The sequence below is a fragment of the Stieleria magnilauensis genome, assembly GCA_007753675.1.
Taxonomy (GTDB): domain Bacteria; phylum Planctomycetota; class Planctomycetia; order Pirellulales; family Pirellulaceae; genus Stieleria; species Stieleria magnilauensis.
Genome location: CP036432.1, coordinates 6497390 through 6519241 on the forward strand (window position 1 = coordinate 6497390; position 21852 = coordinate 6519241).

Below are 21852 nucleotides of genomic sequence, written 5' to 3' on the forward strand. Positions count from 1 at the left end.
TGGTGTTTCCAAAATCTGGCGACTTCGGCTACTTTGTCTGTTGGTTAATTCAGTTCTCGAAGCCATGTTTGTTCAAGCGCCAACCGCGCTGCCAGCAACAAAAATGCGATCAACAGCAACGGCGGCAACGTCACCACGCCCGCGTACGATTGCACCGCCAGTTCGCGGTAGTCGACAAAGTGTTTTGCTTCGACCTTCGTCTTTTCAAGTTGGTCAATTTCGGCGTAGATTTTCGCCAGCGAGTCCGTATCGGTCGCTCGGAAATACTTACCGCCGGTCACTTCCGCGACCTTTGTTAACGTCGCTTCGTCAATATTGACTTGCATGTACTGAATCCGTTGCCGACCAAACGGGTCGGTCACCGGAACCGGTGCCTCACCTTTGGTCCCCACACCGATCGTGTAGACCTTAATGCCCATCGTCGCGGCCAGTTCCGCCGCTTGGATCGGCTCGAGTTGCCCAGCGTTATTTTCTCCGTCGGTCAGCAAGATCACGACTTTGCTTTGCACCTTTTGCTTCTGCCGATCATCCAAAGCGTTTAGCTTTTCGACGGCCAACGAAATCGCATCACCAATCGCGGTGCCGTCTTCACTGCGGTTCGTCACGATTCGTGCGTTGTTGAGTTGCGAAACCAAAAAGGCATGGTCGAGCGTCGGTGGCGTCTCGCCGTCGGCGTATCCGGCAAATGTGATCAAACCGACCAGATCGCTGAAACGTCCGTCAAGTTGATCGCTCTCGCCGCCGGTGACGAATTCGCCAGCCACTTTTTTGATCGCTGTCAGGCGGTCGACATATTGCCCGTCAATTTGAAAGTCCATCGCCTGCATGCTGCCGCTACAGTCGACGACCATTTCGATCGCAATGCCTTCACTCTCGGCCACTGTTTGCTCGCGCCCCTCGCGAGGCCGAGCGACAGCGACGATCATCAATGTGATCGCGGCAAGCGTCAGGGCAGCGGGCAACCATGTCAGGCGTTGACGCAGTGTCGGCGTCATCTGTTGAGCAAGTTTTAGGCTGCTGAACCGAATCGCGCTGCGGCGTCGAGGAGCGAATAGTCGCCACGCCAGTAGCGGAACGAGAAGGAGCAGCAGGAAGTACCAGGGTGAGTAGAACATCAGTTTTTCTCCGTTGTATCTTCGTGGCCGGCCTCGCCAGGGATTGGATGGGGTTTGTTGTCACGGCCCAAAGTCTGGCGACTTCGGCTACTTTCAAATTCGTTTGCAATTCGTTCGATCAATTCACGCGAGTCGTTGACGGCGCTTTTCATCGCGGACGCCGACAACTCCACGCCTGCAAATCGGACCTTGTCAGCCAACATGAATGCTGTGCTTAGCCGATCGGTCGCTTCCTTCGCGATTCGCTCGGTTGCAACAATCTCATTCACCAGTTCCTGCGGCGTCCGCCCGGCGTCCTCAATTCCAAACTCCAGCAGCAGATAGCTACGAACGATCTCGGACAGCTTTTGTGCCGTCGTCTCGCAATCGACCGAGTTTGTGTCGATCAAAGACTCAAGCTCGTCGAGTTCCTCGATCGCCCAAGCCTTTGGGGTCAGCCACTGACCGCGACGCGAAAGCACTAACCCCGCGATCGCGCACAAGCACGCTCCCGCAACGCCGCCCATCGCCCACAGCATCCAAGTCCCGGACTTGACTTCCGGCACATTTACATCGACGACCGTTTGGATGTCACGGAACTTGGTCGGGTCGCTACGGTCTTCCAGCACGCTGACAACTCGCACGTTGATCGGTTGCGTTTGAACCAGCTTTGCGATCTCGCCTTCGCTGACTTGAATGTCGAGCGATGGAATGACCAAGTCGCCCGTCGCAATGCTTTCAAGCTCTATCCGTCGTGCCCACGTCCGACCGTTTGCTGTTGGCACATCAAACCTGTCTTGCGAATCACGCACATCGAATTCGCCTAGCCGGTCGGCGATCGCCGGAAAAGCGACTTTTGCACCGGCGGGTGCATTGACGGTGATATCGACGGTAAACGGTTCAGCGACTTGAACTGAGTTGGTGGAGGCGGTCGCAGTGACCGTTGGTTCGCTTGCCGAAACATTGGCGGCGCCGCAGAGCAAGACGGTGGTAATCGCAAGCCATCTCGTAGCGATACTCGCCAAGAGTTTCGGCCCGTTTGGTGAGTCGCCGAAAGTCTTGACGACTTTCGCTACGACAGGTTGATCCGTGTTCATGATCGGCTCTCCCGTTGATGAAAGTATTTGCGTAAGGGTTCAACGATGTCACAGCCGGTTTCTAAGTGGATCGGTGTTAGCTGAAGACGTCGAAACAGGTTGTCACGGGCTTCGGTTTGCTGGCGATACAATTCCGCGTATCGGTGGCGATTCTTGCGACTGGCCGTGTCCAACGTGATCACCTCGCCAGTTTCTTCGTCTTGTAGTCGAACGAGCCCCACGTTGGGCATTTTGTGCTCGCGTGGGTCAGCGATGACTACCGGGATGATGTCGTGTCGACGACGCGCGACTTTTAGTGCCGACTCGTATTGGCTGTCTTGGAAGTCGCTGATTAGGAACACGACCGTGCGGCGTTTGGAAACTCGATTGACGTGCTCCAACGCTTGTTTGACATCGGTGCCGGTGCCGATCGGGTCGCAGTACAACAGTTCGCGGATCAGACGCAACACATGCCGCGATCCCTTGCGAGCCGGGATCGCCTTCTCGATGCCATCGGTAAAGAGCGTCAGGCCAACTTTGTCGTTGTTCTTGATCGCTGACATGGCCAGCATCGCTCCAAGTTCTGCAACAAGTTCACGTTTGGTTTGCGACGTCGTCCCCAAGTTCTGCGACCCGCTAAGATCGACCAGCAACTGAACCGACAGCTCACGTTCTTCGCGGAATAGCTTGATAAACGGCTCGCCACTGCGGGCGGTGACGTTCCAATCAATCGCTCGCACATCGTCGCCTATCTGGTAGGGACGAACTTCTTCAAACTCGATACCGCGGCCTTTGAAGGCCGAGTGCCAGTTGCCCGCCAGCAACTCGTCGACTTTGTGTGACGTGCGAATTTGAATGCGACGGATTTTGCGGAGTGTTTCGCGTGGGATCATGGGCTGGTTCCTCGTAGCCGATCTCGCCAGAGATCGGATGTGCATAGGCTTTCGGTAGCCGAAGTCGCCAAGACTTTGGACGGGTATCAAAAACAACGGAGTTCCAAACTCTGGCGAGTTCGGCTACGCCACGTGATGGCTTACGGAGTCTTCACGTGATTGAGGATTTCAGTCACGATCGACTCGCTGGTGCGTTCTTCCGCTTCGGCTTCGTAGGTCACCATCACGCGGTGACGAAGCACATCGAGTGCGATCTCTTTTACATCGGCCGGAGTCACGTAGCCTCGCCCTGCCAAGAACGCGTTCGCTTTGGCAGCCAACGTCAAATTGATCGTCGCTCGCGGCGATCCACCGAACTGAATCAATTCGCTCAGTTGCATCCCGTAGGCTTCGGGTTTGCGAGTCGCCATGACCAGATCGACGACGTAATTCTGAACTTTTGAATCGACGTAGATTCCGTCGACCAACTCGCGTGCTGCCAGTATTTCTGCGGGCAACATCACGGGTTGAATGTCGAATTTCGCCGATGTCTTGCTCATCCGCTGCAAGATCTGCAGTTCTTCATCACGGTTGGGGTAATCGACGACCACCTTCAACATGAACCGGTCGGTTTGTGCTTCAGGCAATTGATACGTGCCTTCTTGTTCAACCGGGTTTTGCGTGGCCATGACCAAGAATGGATTGTCCAGCGGGAACGTTTCGCCGCCGATTGTGACTTGCCGTTCTTGCATCGCTTCGAGCAGAGCGCTCTGCACCTTGGCCGGAGCACGGTTGATTTCGTCGGCCAAAATCAGGTTCGAGAAGATCGGACCTTTTTGAACAACGAAAGTTTGATCTTGCGGTCGGTAAACTTGTGTGCCGGTCAAGTCGGCGGGCAACAAGTCGGGTGTGAATTGCAGTCGTTGAAAACCAGTGTTGATGGCTTTGGCGAGGCTCGCCACGGCCGTCGTTTTCGCCAAGCCCGGCACGCCTTCGATGAGAAGGTGTCCGTTGGCAAGCAATCCGACTAACATTCGATGAACAAGTTTTTCTTGACCCACGAGGACATGATTGACCTGCTGAACGATTTGTCGAAATGGTTCGCTGTGGTTTTTGATCTCGTGGGTAAGTTCGGCAACGCGTTCACGAGCGGTTTGTTGGTCAAGCATGGCTTGGTTTCTTTCATTGAGGAAGGAGCATTGATAGCGGCAGGGCGCAAGCCCTCCGGCCTCGTGAGGTGTTTCAGCAGCGATGCCAGTGGGCTCGCGCCGTTCCGCGAAGAGGCGATGGCTCTCTAAAGCAGGACTCGTGCCAGAGCCGTTTCAAGAAGTGAAAACCAACGATTTGCAGTGGTTTTGGACTCGCGGCCTCACTTTTGATCGCGACTTGTTTTCCCACCGGGGAAATTTGCCCCAGTTGACGCGGGGCTCTGGTAGCCGAAGCCGCCAGACGCTGGACGGTCATTGCATACCAATCTCTTGGTGAGATCCGCTACAGAAGTGGTGAGACCGTTTCGGCAAGCGATTCGACCAGGTGATTCGTGCGGCCGGTGGATGATTCCCACGACGTGCATTCGCTCAGTCGAGCCTCGATCCACTGAGAGATTTCTGCAATGTTCTCGCCCGAGTAGATCGCTAGGACGAGTTCGTAGTTCAACAGTAAACTCCGTTCGTCGATGTTTGCCGAGCCGACGAGCGCCAAAGTTTTGTCGAACAGGCATGTCTTGGCATGAACCATCCTCGGATGCGCAAGCACTTTGCCTCCTGCCGCCTGAATTGCACGAAGGTGTGGGCCTCGCGCCCAATCGGCGAGCGTGTGATTGGATTTCGCAGGCACAAGGATGCGAACATCCACGTTGCGTCTTGCGGCCAGACACAAAGCGTCAATCAGACTCTCCGGCGGAACGAAGTACGGCGAGACCATCCAAATGCGGTCCTCCGCGTCATAAATCGCCGTCAGCAGAGCACTCAGCAGTGCATCATTGGAAACGTCCGGGCCGGAAGGTACGACCTGTGTAATTGCCGAACACGTCGTATCTGAACTCGCCAAGAGCCTGAACTCAACGCCCCGATTATCCTGCCTAATGGCGCCAACGTCTCTCCCCGTTGCGAATTTCCAGTCTGATTCAAACACTTGCCGATTGACGTGACAACTCGGGCCATGCAACAGATAGGACAGGTCGATCCAGGCACTTTCAGTAGGCTCGCCCGACATGTATTCCGAGGCAGTGTTTCGCCCGCCCGCCCAGGTTTTCACGCCGTCAACAATGACTTGCTTGCGGTGGTTCCGCAGATTCGATCGGCCTCGAAACGGGCGATGCAGGACCGGCATGAACCAAGCAACTTCGCCACCTGATTCGATCAACGACTGCAAGAAACGCTTGCTCGTTCTCAAGCATCCCACTCCGTCGAGCAGCAACCGGACCTGAACGCCGGCCGCCGCTTTGGTTTCTAACCGCTCAATGACAGCTCGTCCCGTTGCATCATCGGCAATAATGAACGTCGAATACCAAATGCTCGTCTCGGCAGATTCGATCATTTCAATCAACGACGTCAGAGCCGCCACACCATCGTTGTGAATCTGCAACGAGTTACCACCTTCAGCGACTGGAATCCCCAACGACGTTAGTACATCGTGAACACGGTCGCTGGGCGTTTGCGATTCAACAAGGCTGCTCAGCACCAAATCTTCTTTCGAGTCCATCAACCGTTGCATTTTTCGACCACCCATCATCAAATACAGCGGAACGCCGATCCAGGGCAGCACAAACATTAGCACCAACCAAGCCCAGACGCTCTGAGGCGATCGACGTTGCGACAGCATGTGAACGGCCGCAGGCACCGCCAACGCGAACCCCATCACCACCAAGATGTGACTGAAAAACCAGTTCAATGTCGTGCTCCCTGTTGCGCCGAACTCACCAGAGTTCGGACGAATGAAGTTGCCTTTGTCGAAAGTCTAATATTTGGAGCCGGACGTCATGCGCCGTTCCGCTATCTGTTTAGCGGCAGGGCGGAAGCCCTCCGGCCTCATCTCCCTCTATATCTCCAGCCGCGTACCGATCTCGACGACCTGTTCGGGCGGCAAATGGAAGTACCTGCTTGGATCATCAGCGTTTCGTGCCAGAGCGACGAAAAGCATCTTTCGCCATCGCCGCATCGCCGATTGATTGCCGACGTCTAAGGTTAAGCGACTGAGATAGTAGGTAATTGCGGCCAACTCGCCGAAGTCAACTCCTTGTTGACGGCATTGTTCAATTACGCTTGGCAAATTTGGACGTTGCTTGAATCCGTAATGGGCCACGACACGATACCAACCGCTATCGATTCGGACGATTTCGATGCGTTTTTCCAATGGAACCCAGGGTCGCGATTCGACTTCGATCGTCAGCAAGCCGACTGGATCGTGCATCGCATGGTGGTGGCGAATGTTGTGAATCATTGCCATCGGCACACCTTCGTCGCCTGAAGTCAAATAGATCGCGGTGGCCTTGATGCGTCGCGGCAACGTGGTCTTCATCTCGTCGATCAAGTCACAGGCCGAAATGGACCGTTGACGAAGCAGACCCAACACGAGATCGCTGCCACGACTCCACGTCGTCATCACGAAGCACAGGCCGACGCCAACCAAAAGTGGAAACCAGCCACCGTCTAGAATCTTCGGTACGTTCGCCGCAAAGAAGGCCACGTCAATGCACAGGAACAAGCCGAGCATCGGCATGGCGAACCAGCGATTCCAGCTCCAACGATTGACGGCGACGATGTATAGCAACACGGTGGTGATAACCATCGTCGTTGTGACGGCCATCCCGTAGGCAGCCGCCAAATGATCCGATGTGCGAAAAGCCAATACCAATGCCACGACTCCGGCAAACATCAGCCAGTTGACGACTGGGACATAAACCTGTCCTTGCTGGTCTTTCGACGTGTGGAGGATCGAAACACGTGGAAGGAATCCAAGGTGCACGGCTTGACTGGTCAGCGAAAACGCGCCGGAAATAATCGCTTGCGATGCGATCACGGTCGCAATGGTCGCAAGCAGCACCAGTGGTATCAATGCCCACGACGGAGCAAGTCGATAAAACGGATTGCTGACGGCGGAGGCGTCCGTCAGCAGCAAGGCTCCTTGTCCGTAATAATTCAGCAACAAGCTTGGCAAAACGACCAGGAACCATGCGAAGCGAATCGGGCGTTTCCCGAAGTGTCCCATGTCCGCGTACAAGGCTTCGCCGCCAGTGACCACCAAGAACACGACACCCAAGATCGTGAAAGCAGTAAAGCCATTAGCTGAAAAGAACTGCAACGCTTGAATCGGATTTGCCGCCGCCAAGACACCGGGGTAAATCACAATCGCAGCCACACCCAGGACGCCGATGACCGCAAACCAAATGATCATCGCGGGTCCGAACAAGCGTCCGATGTTGGCCGTGCCTCGCTTCTGAAACCAGAACAACGCGAACAAGATCACCAATGACGTGGGAACGACAAGATGGTCAAACGCATTAGTGGCAACATGAACGCCCTCGATGGCACTGAGCACCGAGATCGCGGGTGTGATAATGCCGTCACCATAGAGCAAAGAAGCGCCGAACAATCCCAACAGTATGATGACGGAAGTTTTTGATTTCCGGTGCGTTGCCGAACTCGCCAGAGTATGGACAGTGGCAGATTCGGATTCATCCAAATTCTGGCGACTTTGGCGACGTCGTGGGATCGCCAGGCTCATGAGAGCCAAGATTCCGCCTTCGCCCTGGTTGTCCGCCCGCATCACAAACGCAAGGTACTTCAGCGACACGACCAGCAGCAACGACCAAAGGATCAGTGACAACACACCCAAAACGTTCGCTTCGCTAACCGCCAATCGCCCCGCGCCCACGAAGCACGCGCGAAACGCATACAGCGGACTTGTGCCGATGTCACCATACACGATGCCCAAGGCAGCGATCGTCGCAGGAAGCACGGGTTTGGTGGGTGTATTCATGTCGGGAATGTAGCCGAAGTCGCCAGGCTTTGGATGGAAGTTGAGGCAAGGTCCAATCTCTTGGCGAGATCGGCTACGGTTGGATGATTCGATGGGTCTATCGACCAAGTTTTACTCGGCGCGGCAAATTTTTGGTCGCGTTGCAAACGAATCTGGCCACAAACCAGCGATTCCTGCGTTCGGCACGTTCAATGCGTACCAAAAAAGACAGGAAATCACTTCCCCTGTTTCGGAGCATTTCTCGTGACCTTCCCTCGCAAAAACGAAACCATTCTTCGGTTCTCAATATTTCTGGCCGCTTGTTACTTTTTTCCGATGACGGCATTGGCCAACGATTCCCAGATCACCGAATGGGTCGTCGATGCCTTGGCGCAGGACCAGCGTGTCGACAATATCAAAGTCCACGTCGCCGCCAACGACGGCATCGTGACGCTATCGGGAAACGTCGGTTCGGCTTACGCCAAGCAACGGGCCACCGACGAAGTGAAGGAAATCGCGCACGTGAAGGCCGTCAATAATGAAATGAAAGTCGATCCGGTCTTAATGCGAGGCGAAAAGGCGACCTACAACTGGCCATCCGAAGAGGAATTGGAAGCGGCTTTAACAACGGAACTCAATCACGATTCACGAATCGACGCGGCCGCGATCAACCCGTCTGTCGAGTACGGCCACGTCGTCTTGGACGGGGCTGTACGCACACTTCGCGAAAAGCGAATCGCCGAACAAGATGCCTTTGACATCATCGGCGTGCAATCGGTCGCAAACAACTTGTCGGTGAACCCAGGCAGGAAGAACGCCGTGAGCGTCGAATCCGAAGTCGCAATGGAGCTGGCTTCTGACACAACCTTGCATCAATTCGACTTGAAAACGAAATCAATCGCTGGGACGATCATCTTGTCGGGGACCGTCAACAGTCTGTATGAGCGATCGCTCGCCGAACGAATCGCAGCCCGCGTTCATTGGGTCACAAAAGTTGACAATCAGATCGTGGTCAAGCAGTCCTCTCCAATTTCTGACGATGCGATCAAGCAGGCGATCGTTAGACGGTGGAGTCAAAACAAAATCACCCAGCCATGCAAACTGCTGAGTGCCGAGGTCAAGGACGGGATCGCCACATTAACCGGCAACGTCGACTCGTGGGCCGAGTATCAAGAAGCCTCGCGAGTTGCCTTTCACACTCAAGGCGTCCGTCACGTAAAAAACCAATTGGTGGTTGAAGGTTGGGATTATCCGTGGGAGCAGTTACGCGGTGAAGACGGCCAGGACTTTGACCCTGATTCACCACAAGTTCATCAGTTCCTTTTTAACTGAATCAAAAACCGAGTTCGGCTACGACACTCGCGCTGGGTTCGCCAGCGACCGAATTTGTGCGATAATCACTTAATCATCCTGCAAACCCTTATCAAACGATTCTATGAACACACCGCACGTCGTCATCATCGGCGGTGGCTTCGGCGGACTCGAAACGGCACAGCGGCTTCGTAAGGCCAATGTTCGCGTGACGATCGTCGACCGCCACAACTACCATCTTTTCCAACCGTTGCTGTATCAAGTTGCCACAGGTGGCTTGTCGCCAGCCAATATTGCTACGCCATTGCGGGCAATCGTTCGCAAACAAGCGAACTGCGAAGTCTTGATGGCCGAGGTCGAGGACATCGACGTTACGAACCAAAAACTTGTCTTGGCCGATGGCGAACTCGAATTCGACATCTTGGTGGTCGCTTCGGGAGCGACACACAGCTACTTTGGGCGCGACGACTGGGAACCAGTCGCGCCGGGGCTGAAAACGTTGGCTGATGCCACTCGAATCCGCAAGCGAATTTACCTGGCGTTTGAAGCGGCCGAGCGGGAGACCGATGAAGAGCTGCGTAAGGCGTTGCTGACGTTCGTGGTCGTCGGCGGCGGACCAACCGGTGTGGAGCTGGCTGGTGCGTTGTCCGAGATCGCCGCACACACACTTAAACACGATTTCCGGCATATCAATCCCGAAGATTCACGCATCCTGGTTATCGAAGCAGCTCCGCATATCTTGGCGCACTACCCAGAAGAACTTTGCAAGCGTGCCGCGGAAAAGGTTCGATCACTGGGCATCGAGGTCCACACGCACACGAAAGTCACCGAGATCACGCCGGATCAGGTGCGGCTAGCAACCGCTGATGAAGAAACCGTTGTGCTGACGAAAACGGTATTGTGGGGCGCGGGAGTGCAAGCCAGTCCGCTGGGCAAGAAACTTGCTGCCGCGTGTGGACTCGAAACCGACCGAGCAGGTCACCTGCCCGTAACCGATCGACTAAATATTGCTGGGCACGAAAACATTTTTGCGATCGGCGACATCGCGACATGTCTCGGCCAAGACGGAAAGCCGCTGCCTGGTTTGGCCGCCGTGGCGGTTCAGCAGGGAGCGTATGTGGCCAAACGAATTGCCGCATACGGTGCGGCAGTCGGCAAAAACTCGGACGGGGGCAAAGGCCTTCCTGCCATGGCGAGCTCGGCTACAGGCAAGCCGTTTATCTACAACGACAAAGGAACCATGGCAACGATCGGTCGAGCCGCTGCGGTAGCTGAAATCGGCAAGCACCAGTTTTGTGGATTCTTCGCCTGGATTTTGTGGTTATTCGTCCACCTGATGCTGATCGTGAAATTCCAAAACCGCGTGCTGATCCTGCTCCAGTGGGCATGGAGCTACGCGACGTTCAACCGTAGCAACCGCATCATCAGCGGAGAGCAACCGGTCGTGCTGCCGGAAGCAAAAGATGCCGCAGCATCAGTCGAGTAACTCGAAAATGCTTCAGAGTAACCAATCTCGCCAGAGTTTGGATGAGTGTCGAAAAGCCTGGAAAATTCGGCGACGACCGATCTTGCCCATTGCTTCATCCATTGGACAGTTCCGTTTAGGTCTTTCATGAATAATCATCGCAAGAACCAAAATCACAGAATACCGTGTGGCATCTGCGGCAAGACGTTTCCGGTATCGGAATTGACACCGGGTAGGTTCATGCGTCGCTTAGTCGCCGAGCGAATCACCGCGGAACACCCGCAGTGGACCGAGGACTCGTACATCTGCCATGCCGACTTGAACCACTATCGAAGTGCCTATATTCAAAACGTGCTTGAAGAGGAACGCGGTGAGCTGTCAGAACTAGAGCGGGATGTGATCGAGAGCCTGCGTCAGCATGAGATCGTTACCGAAAATCTCAATGAGATAATGGAAGATAACTCAACTCTTGGTCAGCGACTGGCGGACAAGGTCGCAAGCTTCGGAGGCAGCTGGACTTTCATCCTGCTTTTTGCTGGCGTGTTAACCGTTTGGGTCACGATCAATTCCGTCGCTATTTTCGTGAAACCGTTCGATCCGTACCCGTTCATATTCTTGAATCTAGTGTTGTCTTGCTTAGCCGCGATTCAAGCTCCCATCATCATGATGAGCCAAAACCGGCAGGGCGAGAAAGATCGTCTGCAATCTGAGAATGATTACCGAGTGAACTTAAAAGCCGAACTCGAAATCCGTCACCTGCATTCCAAGATGGACTTGCTGTTGACCCACCAGTGGCAGCGACTGCTTGAAATTCAACAAGTGCAAACCGACCTGTTGGAAGAATTGGGCGATCGAAAGTAGCGGTAGGGCGCAAACCCTCCGGCCGCGGTTAAACTCTTCAGTCGAACGGATCGTGCTGTTCCACGCACCAAGATTGATTCATGAAACAGCACTCCCACGCCCTTAAGCCGCTCGCCACGATCGTATTTTTTGCGATCGCATTGTATCTGTTGCATCACGAGTTCAAACAGTACAAGATTCACGACATTGCGAGCAGTTTCCGTGCGATTCCAATCACCGCGGTGCTGGCGGCATTGTTTTTTACTGTTTGCAACTACACCGTGATGATCGGCTACGACTGGCTTGGCGTGAAATTGGTCAAGCATCCTCTGACGTTCAAGCAAATCAGCATCGCGGCGCTAATTTACTATGCGATGAGTAATTCGCTGGGCGTGCTGTTTGGCGGAACGCCAGTCCGCGTGCGTTTGTATTCGGGTTGGGGCATGTCGGGGGCGGAGATCATGCGATTGATCGTCTTCATTGGAACCGCTTTTTGGATCGGCCTGTTTTGTCTTGGCGGCTTGCTGTTTGTCGTCACGCCATTTGATATTCCAGTTCGGTTCAATCTACCGCTCAGCAACAGCCGCCCACTCGGATTCATCATGCTCGCGCTAGCTGGATCGTTTTTTGTCTTGTGCGCATTGCGTCGCAACCCGATTCACATCCATGGCGTCAATTTCCAACCACCACCACTGGGTATCGGATTGGCACAAGCGGGTGTTGCGATGCTCGATTTCCTGCTTGCATCAGCAGCGCTGTTTGTGCTACTTCCCGCTGATGCGGGGATCGGCTTCCTTCCCTTCACAGCCATTTTCCTGCTCGCAATCATCGTTGCATTGCTCAGCCACGTGCCCGGCGGGCTGGGCGTGCTGGAATTAGTGCTGATCACGATGCTGCCGCAGTCTTTAAATGGACTCGTGGCCTCGTTGCTAGTCTTCCGTGTCGTTTATTACTTGCTGCCGCTATTGATGGCGTTATTAGGCATCTCGGTGGTGTCGCTACGAAAGATGGTGCTGGAACGACTCACCTCCCCCGGTCAAGCGGATGATTCAGCATTGGCACCGGAGGGCGTTCGACACACCGCTACGTTTTTGACGGCGGCGGCCAACGTCATCGCTCCACGACTGGTCACAGGAGCGATTTTTGTTGCCGGTCTGATCTTGCTGCTTTCCGGATCATTGCCTGCTGCTGATGGGCGAATGAAGTTGCTTCGCGACGCGATGCCGCTGCCGCTGGTGGAGATTTCGCACTTAGCGGGCAGCATCATCGGCGCGTTGCTTTTGATCCTGGCTCGCGCGCTGCAGCGACGAATCGACGCTGCATGGACATTGACGATCGGACTTCTTGGCGTTGGGATCATCGTGTCCCTCACCAAAGGATTCGACTACGAAGAAGCGATCGTGTTGTCAATTTTGTTGCTGATGATTCTTCCTTGTCGTCGTTATTTCTACCGCAAAGGCAACTTGCTTTCGCCGTCGATCAGCATTGGGTGGCTGGCTTCGGTCGCGATCGCTCTGGGGTTGTCGCTTTGGCTGATCTTGTTCGCCTATCGTCATGTCGAATACTCCGATCAATTGTGGTGGGAATTCGCGTATCAAGGCGATGCGCCACGCTCATTACGTGCTCTGCTTTCCGCTGCGGTTGTTTTTGCGTTGGTGGCCGTCGCCAAGCTACTCCACTCGCGACCTGCCGAACCCCCGTTGCCTACCGAAGCTGAAATGGCTGAGGTTGAGTCCATCGTCAAATCTGCCGAATCAACCGTTGCAAACTTGGCACTTCTTGGTGACAAACGCTTCATCTTCAGCGACGACCGCAAAGCCGTGGCGATGTTCGGTTGTGAAGGAAGAAGCTGGATCACGATGAGCGACCCGATCGGCCCCGAAGAATCGGCTGATGATGCGGCGTGGAAATTCCGCGAAGGCTGCGATGCCGCCGGAGTCGTCCCGGTTTTCTATCAAGTCAGCGAAGAGTATCTCGCCCGCTACATCGAAATGGGAATGACGATGTTGAAGCTTGGTGAAGAAGGACGTGTGCCGTTGGAAAACTTCTCGCTCGAAGGCAGTCATCGCAAAGACCTTCGTCGCACCAAAAAGAAGTCCGACGAAGCGGGACTGAAGTTCAAGATTATTCCGCGAGAAAACGTGGCGGCAATCATGCCGCGACTCAAGGAGATTTCGGATGCCTGGTTAAAGGACAAGTCGGCAGGCGAGAAGGGGTTTTCCCTTGGATTCTTTGAAGAGGGCTATGTTGCCCATTACGATATCGCTGTGATCGTTCGTCCGACCGTACCGGAACCGTACGAGTCGTCCGGCCCTGGGAATCACTCCGACGCGATGCCGGGGGGATTGCGCCATGACGTCGACCAAACAAACGCGGCCGAAAAAGTCATTGCATTTGCGAACGTCTTACGGGGGGCAAATAAACACGAGCTTTCGATCGACCTAATGCGGTACCTCCCCGACGCACCTCACGGAGTCATGGAGCTATTGCTTCTGGAACTGATGTTGCTAGGACAGAGGGAGGGATTTCGCTACTTTAGTTTGGGGATGGCGCCGCTATCGGGTGTTGATTCTCACAGGCTCGGTCCGCTATGGAATCGGCTATCAAGCCTGATGTTTCATCATGGCGAACACTTTTACAACTTCAAGGGCCTGCGAGCCTACAAAGACAAATTCGACCCCGAGTGGATACCGAAATATCTCGCTGCCCCAGGTGGCGTCGCCACGGCTCGCGCTTTGACCGACGTCACCACGCTGATTAGCGGTGGACTTGGCAAAATGCTGCATCGTTAGACTCGGATTCACGCTCGGGCGACGCAAGCGTTCTATCTGCCCAGGGCTGTCTTGCTGACGGGGGAAGCTGCCGACGGCCAATCGTCGCCCCGGAAAATTCGGGGGCGGCCGCTTCCCACGTCTCTAACACGCAGTCCATCGGCGCTGCGGCTGAGGCTGCGTTTTGATCTCACTGGGGTTCTCTGATCTCTACTTCCGCTCGACTCCCAAGGGGCAGCGCGAAGTGCGGTCAAGGGATTCGGTCTTTGGCTAAAAGAAAGCCCCACTGGATCACGCATCGCATGTCACGAGGGAGTCAGGCGGCTATCGATCCATCACGGGCCACGAGAGATCAAAACGCCTTCGCGGTCGCATCGCTGGTAACCTACGGCAAGAAGACTCATGAAGCTGGCGATAGCCTTGCTCACATTACACCTGCTCTCTTGCGCGACATCATGGAAGAGACCAGATGCATTTCACCACAAGATATCCAGGTCTCCGTAGCCGGTTTGCTGGGCGTACTCCAGGCGGTCGCACAGGTCATTGACCGCCTCGACGTCGCGGCCCGCTTTGCCTTTGACCCACGAGTGGTTCAGGTCGCTGGCATCGAACTGGACGGGAATGAATGCCGGGTCATCTGGAGACTTTTCGCCGCGGAGCTTTCGTCGCCACGGATAGCCGGCGGTCGTCGAGTATCCTTCGTATTCGCAGAAGTTTTCGACCGTCAAATCGGAGTGCTCAAATCGATCGAGTCGCTCTCGCCACTGCCGGGCAAGTTGTGGGTTGGGCAATCGTGCCATGGGTTTCTCCAAAAGTGGAAAGAATCCCACCACGCTACCGCTCCCGTCAACATGGGAAGAAAGAACGCTTACGGCGATGTCGCTCTCTTATCTGATTCTCCACAATCCATTCTCGTAACAAGAAAAGCCCGACGAAAGCGACTGGAAATGTCACGACCGCTACAAACCATGCGTCGACCACAGCGGGTTCCGCCAGATTCACTTGGACGCTTAGTCGCTGGGCCGACTCAATGTTGATCAGAAACTCCCACTGACCGGACCGCGAAAGAACGAGTTTAGCCGACTGAAGTACCTTGTTCGTTGAGTCGGCGTGGTTGGCCGTCGTCGTAGTCGTTTGATTCGAGTCGAGATGCCGGCAGACAACCGAGATGCGTTCGTCATGAATGACTTGACCAGTCGCTTCGTCCTGCACCAAAAAGCTGATATCAACCGGCCCGGTCGTCAGGGGTGTGGGTGACGTAAAAACCGTGATTCGGCGTCCGTCAATGGCTTGGCTCAACTGAACCTTGCCACCATCGGCCATGACGTTTGTTTCGATCCCGGTGACGAACGCGAGGCATAGGAACGGAACTCGTATCAGTGGGACATATTGGCATTTTAACGGCATTTCATCTCCCTACTACCAATGCGCCGCGCATCTGCATCGGTTGCAACAGCACCCACACACACGCTGCGTAGAAGGCTAACATCAATACGGCCCACGGGATGATCGCCACTCGATGATGCTCAGACGTTACGCCACGATCGCCAATCCGATACGCGACCACAAACGAAGCGCACAAACCAATCCCGATCGCCACCAACTCCGTCGGCAACAGCCAGGGAACCGAGTCCGCTTTGCAGCACGCCATCGCAATCGGACCGACTTCAAATGCAGTCCCTGTCCAATCCGCGATTGCCCGATCCCCCGCCACACGCCATCCGTCGAAACTTGTCACGAGATGAAAACAGTAGTGAGCCAGCCACATGCTCAGCGAAAGGGGGATCAGGGACGGCGCAAACTTGGCGATGTTCGCACGGACGTTCTCATCACTGCTGCTTAGACCGACCAAACGATTACTCATCGCGCCGACGGTCTGCATCACCAGGATGGGCACACCAACGACCGCGAAGAAAAAGCCGACCGTCATCACAGGCAGTCGCCCGACGCCGAAATGCTGGACGAGCGAGTCTTCGATTGCGATGACCGGCGAGGTCATCCACGCGGCATTGACCAACGCAGCAAAAAACAGCATCACAATCAACGCGGCGAGATCGAATCGTTTTTCGTATCGCCCAACTGACGTAGCCGAAGTCGTCAGACTTTGGACATCATCCAACCTCCCGATCGCAAACACTGCGACGTTCTCATGCGGGCACGCATCCACGCAATCCATACAAAACGTGCAATCCATGTTACCTTGTTTCTTGGGTTGAAACAGATGGGTTTGGCACCCGGGTGATTTCGCATTCCCGGCAATGCAATCTTTGGTCGTGCAGTCACTGCAAACGGCTCCGTCGGCAACAGCGACTTGCGTCGGCGAGACCAGCGAATGAACAAAGTTAAACTGTCCGATCGGGCAAACAAATTTACAGAATGGAGCTTCCACAAATAACGCGTCGATCGCGAAAACTGCAACAAAGTAGCCAATCACAATCATCGCGGTGGCCAGCGGCCGGTCCCATAACGCGAACGCTTCGTAGCTCCAGAAAAACAAGACGAGCATCGCGATCGCGAGCCATTTGTTTTGCAATAGCTTCGGCCAGCGATGCGAGGGTTTGAAAAGACGCTTTGCGGTCGTGCGGAACATGGTGAACGGGCAAGCCATGCAGAAATAGTTTCCGCCCAGGACTAGCGCAATCACGAGGAATCCACGCCAGTGAATCCATGGCAACACACCCGCCAAATTGATCGCAGAAACCTGCGGCCCAGTCACACCGTCAATCACGACGACAGCCGCAAGCAATAACATTGCAAGTTGCAGCGTTCGACGGATTGGCTTGCGAGCAAGCTGATTCAGGAACGACGGCAGCCTCGCTGCTAGCGGCAGGGCGCAAGCCCTCCGGCCTCCCGCATCAAACTCGCGATCAATTTCGGACGGCTTGCGACGTTCCGCTAAGTAGGAAGGCGACGCCGACAACTGCTCTCCCACCACATAGACAATCGCAATCAAGAACGAGACCGCCATGGGAACCCACATGATCGCTCCGGCCAGCGACTGGTCGGTGAGCGAGTCGATTCCAAAAATGTTTGGCGCTGCTTCATAATACGAATAAATCACTCGTGGCGAGAACGTCAGGAGTGCGGCCAAGGCACTTCCCTGAATTCCCGCTAAAAACAAATAGGGAACCAACCGCCAACGCGACCGCTTGGATCGAAACGGATACGGCTCCAACACCGGCCACCAAAACAGGATCGACGTTGTCAGAAAACAGGCGTGTTCGGCTCGATGCCAACCGCCGGATTGCAAAGCGAGATCATAGAGCTGTGGTGCGTGCCATACCCAGAGAGTGACGGCGAAAAGCACCCACGCAATCGGCGGTTGAACGAGGAACCCCAGCGATCGGCGCAGCGGTTTCCAGGTCACAAACGGAGTCACCCAATTATCGCGGAACGACTTTGGCAAACCCGCAATCATCGGTAGCGTCGGTGTGCCATAAAGCAACAACGGCGGTGCGACGATCATCAGTAACAGATGCTGGACCATGTGAACTTGCAGCGAAAACGCCGCCGCCACGTCCAGCGGCGATTGGATTGCAAAAAACACCGCCACGAGCCCGGCCAGGAAGCTAAGCAACCGCCCGAATGTAAAACGTCTCCTAGCGGAACGGCGCAAGCCGTCCGGCCCAGTGCGACCTTCGCGAGCGCGGCCGGAGGGCTTGCCCCCTACCGCTAAGTCTCGCGCACGCATCTTTCGTTGGTATCTCAACCAACCACGCACATACACCAACGCCACTGCCGACAACCAAATCACGACAACCGGCGCCACGTTCCAGGACTGAAGCAGCAATCCCCAGTCCTGTCCATTCATGGTGCACGGCCTTTGATCGAATCGCCTTTGATCGGGGGTGCAACCGGCAGCTTCGCTTCCGGTTCGCCTGCGGGTCGTCGCGCCGCCAAAAATGCCACCAATGCGTCAATCTCAGCCGCCGAAAGTTGCTGGCCATAGGCTGGCATGTAGCCACCGCCTTGGACGACTTGGCGAATCAACTCGGGACGGTTCTTGCGAGAGCCAACATAGGTCAAGTCGGGCCCACGTTTTCCGCCGACGCCGTCGAGTGCATGGCAGTTGCGACATGCTTGCAGTTGGAAGGTCACGGCACCCTGCAACTCCAGAGGCGATGAATGCTTCACCATCTCGACCGGCACCGGATCACCGCTCCACGCGTCCATCTGCGGCGACCATGGTGATGTCGCACCGTACCAACCGAGAACCGCAAAGACGATATACGTCACCGTCACAAACATGACCGCCACGGGGCGTCGTGACGCACTGCGTTCACCGCTGCCCGATAGAAAAGGCACCGCCAGCAATACGCCGATTGCGATCACTGGTGCGACGATGATGAACGCGAATTCCAGCGACGGCGGACACAATGCAGCCAGGGCGAACATCGGCAAGAAATACCAATCCGGTCTCGGGTCGGCTCCGATGATGGTCGGATCAGGAAACGCATCCGGACCCTTGGGACCAAAAATCACGGCCAACGCGACCACCACAATCACCGCGATCGCGCAGGCAATGCCGTCGCGATAGATTGCATGGGGAAAAAACGGAACGCCCTTCTTCAACAGCTCTTCATATTGCTCGTCATACGTCGCCGGATCAACAGGTTGCTCGGGCTTGGGCGGTTCGGAAATCCCACGCTTGATGACCATGTAAAGGTGTCCGGCCAACAAGGTAACCAGCAGCGCTGGCAGGATGAAAACATGCACGGCAAAGAATCGACCCACCGTGCTTTCACCGATGTACTGTCCACCCAAAACGGTGTGAACGACCTCCGGTCCAACAGCGGGTGCGCGACCTGCTGCTGACGCAAGCACGCCCACGCCCCAATACGAACTGGAATCAAACCGCAACACTTGACCACTGAATGCGAGTGCCAACGTCAGTCCCAACAGACCGACACCGAAAAACCATGTCACCTCACGCGGATACTTGTACGCACCCATCAAAAAGACTTGCGTCATGTGGACGACGATCATCACGACCATACCGGTGGCCGCGTAGTAATGGATTGCTCGGATCAGCCAACCAAATGGAGTCTGGTAATTCAATGTTTGCAGACTCGAATAGGCTGCGTCGGCGGTCGGTTCATACACCATCGCCAAACAAATGCCCGTGACGACTTGCAGCATAAAAAACGTCATCGTGACGCTACCGAAGACGTACCACCAACCTTTCTTCTGAGCGACCTCGGCCGGGATCGGATGACGAGCCACCGACACGACCGAATCGCTCAGTTGCATCCGATTGTCGATCCAGCCGATAATGGATTTGATGATACTCATGCGGGCTGCTGGAGCGTTGGGAGGTGACCGACTTCGACCATCAACGTTTCATTTTCAATTTTGTGTGGGTACTGGAAAAGTTCGCGCGGTGGTGGTCCTGCGGCGACGCTGCCATCTTCGTAGTACACCCCCCCGTGACATGGACACATAAACAATCCGGCATTGGCGAACCAACTGACAGGACAACCAAGATGCGTGCAGTTCACCGCAAAGATATTGAACGTGTCGCCCTCATTGCGGCGAACGTACATGATCGTCTTGGCGGTTTCGCCGTCGTTGGCATCCGCCAACGGATTGACGAACTCGACCTTATGCGTTTTGCCGACTTCAAAGTCCGAGATCTTTCCCGCTGCGATCCATGAGTTCGCTTTGTTGGCTAGCGGTGCAAGCAAGAAGCCCAGGATCGGAACTCCCGCAGCCGAGGCGGCAACTCCACCCAAAATCACCGTCCCCCAGGCCAGCAATCGACGTCGGCCGGGGGATTCGACCGGAGGCGTCACGGCGGCGGCGATGGTTGTTTTTCCGTCGCACTGGCACGGACAGTCCTTTTCATTGTTCATAAGGCGACTCGTTGTGGAACAGGTTTCGGCGCATGTTGCGCGGAGCGAACGTAGGCGGCCAGGTCGATGATTTCTTGTTCGGTGAGAGGTCGTTTCAAGTCAGACTGTTTGCCCAACTCGACGTAGTCAGGCATGTCCAAATCGGGCCGACCAGTGATGATGATGCGGCGAATCAATTGATCGCTAACCAACTCTCCAAACGCATGACTGAGGATGCCACCGTCGCCGCTGGACTGTCCGTCGGCTTCGCGGCCATCTGCTCCATGACACTTCATACAAACGGTGGTAAACAGCTTTTTACCCGCGTCGACGTTACCATCGCGGACGCCCGCCGGATCGTCTTGGCTCACTTGATAGACGGGCGGCTCAGGCGTCTCAGCTGGAAGGTCGCTTTTCCATTGTTTGCGCACGCCATCAACGATGACTTGGATTTGTGCATCGCTCAGCGGTCCGCCCTCAGCGATTGCGAATGCGGGCATCGCGTAACCTTCACGCCCCTTGTGGATCAGATCAGAAATCTGTGAATCAGAAATAATCATTTGAAACAGCGGATCGTTCAGCGGCGGAGCGGGGCCGAGTTGGCCGTCCATCCCGTGACAACCCGAGCAGTTCTGGCCGAACAGTTTTGCAAAGTCCATGACTTGTTCAGGTCGCACATAGTGATCGGCCGGGTCGGGTTTACCGCAACCAGCAAGCAGCGCCAACAACAAAAGCGATCCAATCCAGGTCTGGGTAGACGGAGTCGCCAGACTTTGGACTCCCCGCGAATAACCCAATCTCTGGCGAGATCGGCTACGACGTGTATTTGTCATTCCGATTCCTCCCGGCTCTGGACCATCTCAGCCCGCCGACGTCCACCGAGCGAAATCACACCTCCCACGGTCAAACCGAACATGGCCTGAGCACCGACAAACCAAGCCCAAGGAATCTGGCGACTCAACGGGGGATTCAACAGCGACAAAGCCCCATACACCACCGCCGACCACAGCAGCGGAATCACGATGCCTCCCCATGCAACAGGTGACCGAGGCAACATCGGCAAAAGGACGCTGAACGCGAGTCCGATCAACAACGAGATCGTTACGTGCAACACCGAGGCGACGATTAGTCCGGCCTGATTGTAAGCGGCCAAGTCGGCGATCGGCTGTCGCCCCAAATCTGTCAAAACGATCGACGCGAGCAGGTTCGCGGGATACCAAATCTCATGGCCACTCAAATGACTCCAAAGCATCGCAACCGCCGCCATCACGCCGCAACCAATGAGTCCCGCCAGCAAACCCAAGCGATAGGGATGAACTTTCGCTGGATAGATGCTGCGATGTTGCGGATGATTCGGACGAGCATGTGCGACAGGACGTGAGGACGGTTGGACGGTTTTCGCTCGATGCTCCGGAGCCACCAACGGAACTTCCATCTCGCCGACGCCATCGGCCATGATTCGCGACCATTGCACGATTGTCGCCACCAAAATCAGCACGCCCGCTGCCGAGATCACCAAACTGGTCATCAAGCCGATACCCATCATTGCAATCGAGACCGACGCAAAGAACGGGATCGACGTCGATTCGGGCATCTCGATCGTATCGCTGGATTCAGAATCTGAAGTTTCCAT

18 protein-coding genes are annotated in these 21852 nt (G+C 55.3%); 5 read left to right on the forward strand and 13 right to left on the reverse strand.

The features are described from left to right. Window positions 1-44: 44 nt before the first annotated feature. From TBK1r_RS23280 to TBK1r_RS23295, 4 genes are all read right to left on the reverse strand, one after another. Window positions 45-1115 (reverse strand): vWA domain-containing protein, encoded by a 1071-nt coding sequence (locus tag TBK1r_RS23280; RefSeq protein WP_145216162.1) that lies wholly within the window; start codon window positions 1113-1115, stop codon window positions 45-47. Continuing rightward, window positions 1115-2191 carry a BatD family protein gene (locus TBK1r_RS23285; RefSeq protein ID WP_145216165.1) on the reverse strand — a complete coding sequence of 359 codons (1077 nt, stop codon included), beginning with the start codon at window positions 2189-2191 and terminating at the stop codon, window positions 1115-1117. Before TBK1r_RS23285 ends, TBK1r_RS23280 begins: the two co-directional genes overlap by 1 nt. Then, window positions 2188-3063, reverse strand: coding sequence for a DUF58 domain-containing protein (locus tag TBK1r_RS23290; RefSeq protein WP_145216168.1), 876 nt, complete (start codon window positions 3061-3063; stop codon window positions 2188-2190). The genes TBK1r_RS23285 and TBK1r_RS23290 overlap by 4 nt, the downstream gene beginning before the upstream one ends. Window positions 3064-3203: 140 nt before the next feature. After that, the gene (locus TBK1r_RS23295; RefSeq protein WP_473772448.1) at window positions 3204-4103 is read right to left on the reverse strand and encodes an AAA family ATPase; all 900 of its coding nucleotides are present in this window, start codon (window positions 4101-4103) and stop codon (window positions 3204-3206) included. Between TBK1r_RS23295 and TBK1r_RS39015 the strand changes: the two genes are divergently transcribed. Beyond that, window positions 4080-4340: a hypothetical protein gene (locus TBK1r_RS39015; protein WP_419581627.1), complete on the forward strand. Its 261-nt coding sequence runs from the start codon at window positions 4080-4082 to the stop codon at window positions 4338-4340. The genes TBK1r_RS23295 and TBK1r_RS39015 overlap by 24 nt on opposite strands. Before the next feature lie 193 nt (window positions 4341-4533). Here the strand turns inward: TBK1r_RS39015 and TBK1r_RS23300 are convergent, their stop codons facing one another. Together TBK1r_RS23300 and kup are read right to left on the reverse strand one after the other, a co-directional pair. Then, window positions 4534-5934: a phospholipase D-like domain-containing protein gene (locus TBK1r_RS23300; protein ID WP_145216173.1), complete on the reverse strand. Its 1401-nt coding sequence runs from the start codon at window positions 5932-5934 to the stop codon at window positions 4534-4536. A gap of 147 nt (window positions 5935-6081) precedes the next feature. Then, the gene (gene kup, locus TBK1r_RS23305; RefSeq protein ID WP_145216176.1) at window positions 6082-8022 is read right to left on the reverse strand and encodes a potassium uptake protein; all 1941 of its coding nucleotides are present in this window, start codon (window positions 8020-8022) and stop codon (window positions 6082-6084) included. 243 nt (window positions 8023-8265) lie between these two features. Here kup and TBK1r_RS23310 point away from each other — a divergent pair, with 243 nt between their 5' ends. The 4 genes from TBK1r_RS23310 (at window position 8266) to mprF (ending at window position 14409) form a co-directional block, all read left to right on the forward strand. Then, window positions 8266-9333 carry a BON domain-containing protein gene (locus TBK1r_RS23310; protein ID WP_145216179.1) on the forward strand — a complete coding sequence of 356 codons (1068 nt, stop codon included), beginning with the start codon at window positions 8266-8268 and terminating at the stop codon, window positions 9331-9333. A gap of 103 nt (window positions 9334-9436) precedes the next feature. Continuing rightward, window positions 9437-10798, forward strand: a complete 1362-nt coding sequence (locus TBK1r_RS23315) for an NAD(P)/FAD-dependent oxidoreductase (RefSeq protein WP_145216182.1) — start codon at window positions 9437-9439, stop codon at window positions 10796-10798. A 126-nt stretch (window positions 10799-10924) separates the two neighbouring features. Further along, on the forward strand, window positions 10925-11638 hold the full coding sequence (locus tag TBK1r_RS23320) for a DUF1003 domain-containing protein (RefSeq protein WP_145216185.1): 714 nt from the start codon (window positions 10925-10927) through the stop codon (window positions 11636-11638). An 80-nt stretch (window positions 11639-11718) separates the two neighbouring features. Continuing rightward, window positions 11719-14409 (forward strand): bifunctional lysylphosphatidylglycerol flippase/synthetase MprF, encoded by a 2691-nt coding sequence (mprF, locus tag TBK1r_RS23325; RefSeq protein WP_145216188.1) that lies wholly within the window; start codon window positions 11719-11721, stop codon window positions 14407-14409. A gap of 455 nt (window positions 14410-14864) precedes the next feature. Here mprF and tnpA read toward each other — a convergent pair whose 3' ends face one another. The 7 genes from tnpA to TBK1r_RS23360 all read right to left on the reverse strand — a co-directional run bounded on the left by tnpA (window position 14865) and on the right by TBK1r_RS23360 (window position 21852). Further along, a complete protein-coding gene (gene tnpA, locus TBK1r_RS23330) occupies window positions 14865-15188 on the reverse strand; it encodes an IS66 family insertion sequence element accessory protein TnpA (protein WP_145216192.1) in 324 nt (107 codons plus the stop codon). Between the two features lie 46 nt (window positions 15189-15234). Next, window positions 15235-15711, reverse strand: coding sequence for a hypothetical protein (locus TBK1r_RS23335; RefSeq protein ID WP_145216194.1), 477 nt, complete (start codon window positions 15709-15711; stop codon window positions 15235-15237). A gap of 85 nt (window positions 15712-15796) precedes the next feature. After that, window positions 15797-18199 carry a cytochrome c oxidase assembly protein gene (locus tag TBK1r_RS23340; protein ID WP_145216197.1) on the reverse strand — a complete coding sequence of 801 codons (2403 nt, stop codon included), beginning with the start codon at window positions 18197-18199 and terminating at the stop codon, window positions 15797-15799. Continuing rightward, the gene (locus tag TBK1r_RS23345) at window positions 18196-19680 is read right to left on the reverse strand and encodes a cytochrome b N-terminal domain-containing protein (protein ID WP_145216200.1); all 1485 of its coding nucleotides are present in this window, start codon (window positions 19678-19680) and stop codon (window positions 18196-18198) included. The genes TBK1r_RS23340 and TBK1r_RS23345 overlap by 4 nt, the downstream gene beginning before the upstream one ends. Then, the gene (locus TBK1r_RS23350) at window positions 19677-20240 is read right to left on the reverse strand and encodes a QcrA and Rieske domain-containing protein (protein ID WP_145216203.1); all 564 of its coding nucleotides are present in this window, start codon (window positions 20238-20240) and stop codon (window positions 19677-19679) included. Before TBK1r_RS23350 ends, TBK1r_RS23345 begins: the two co-directional genes overlap by 4 nt. Further along, window positions 20237-21052: a c-type cytochrome gene (locus tag TBK1r_RS23355; RefSeq protein WP_145216206.1), complete on the reverse strand. Its 816-nt coding sequence runs from the start codon at window positions 21050-21052 to the stop codon at window positions 20237-20239. The genes TBK1r_RS23350 and TBK1r_RS23355 overlap by 4 nt, the downstream gene beginning before the upstream one ends. Continuing rightward, window positions 21049-21852, reverse strand: a complete 804-nt coding sequence (locus TBK1r_RS23360; RefSeq protein WP_145216209.1) for a hypothetical protein — start codon at window positions 21850-21852, stop codon at window positions 21049-21051. The genes TBK1r_RS23355 and TBK1r_RS23360 overlap by 4 nt, the downstream gene beginning before the upstream one ends.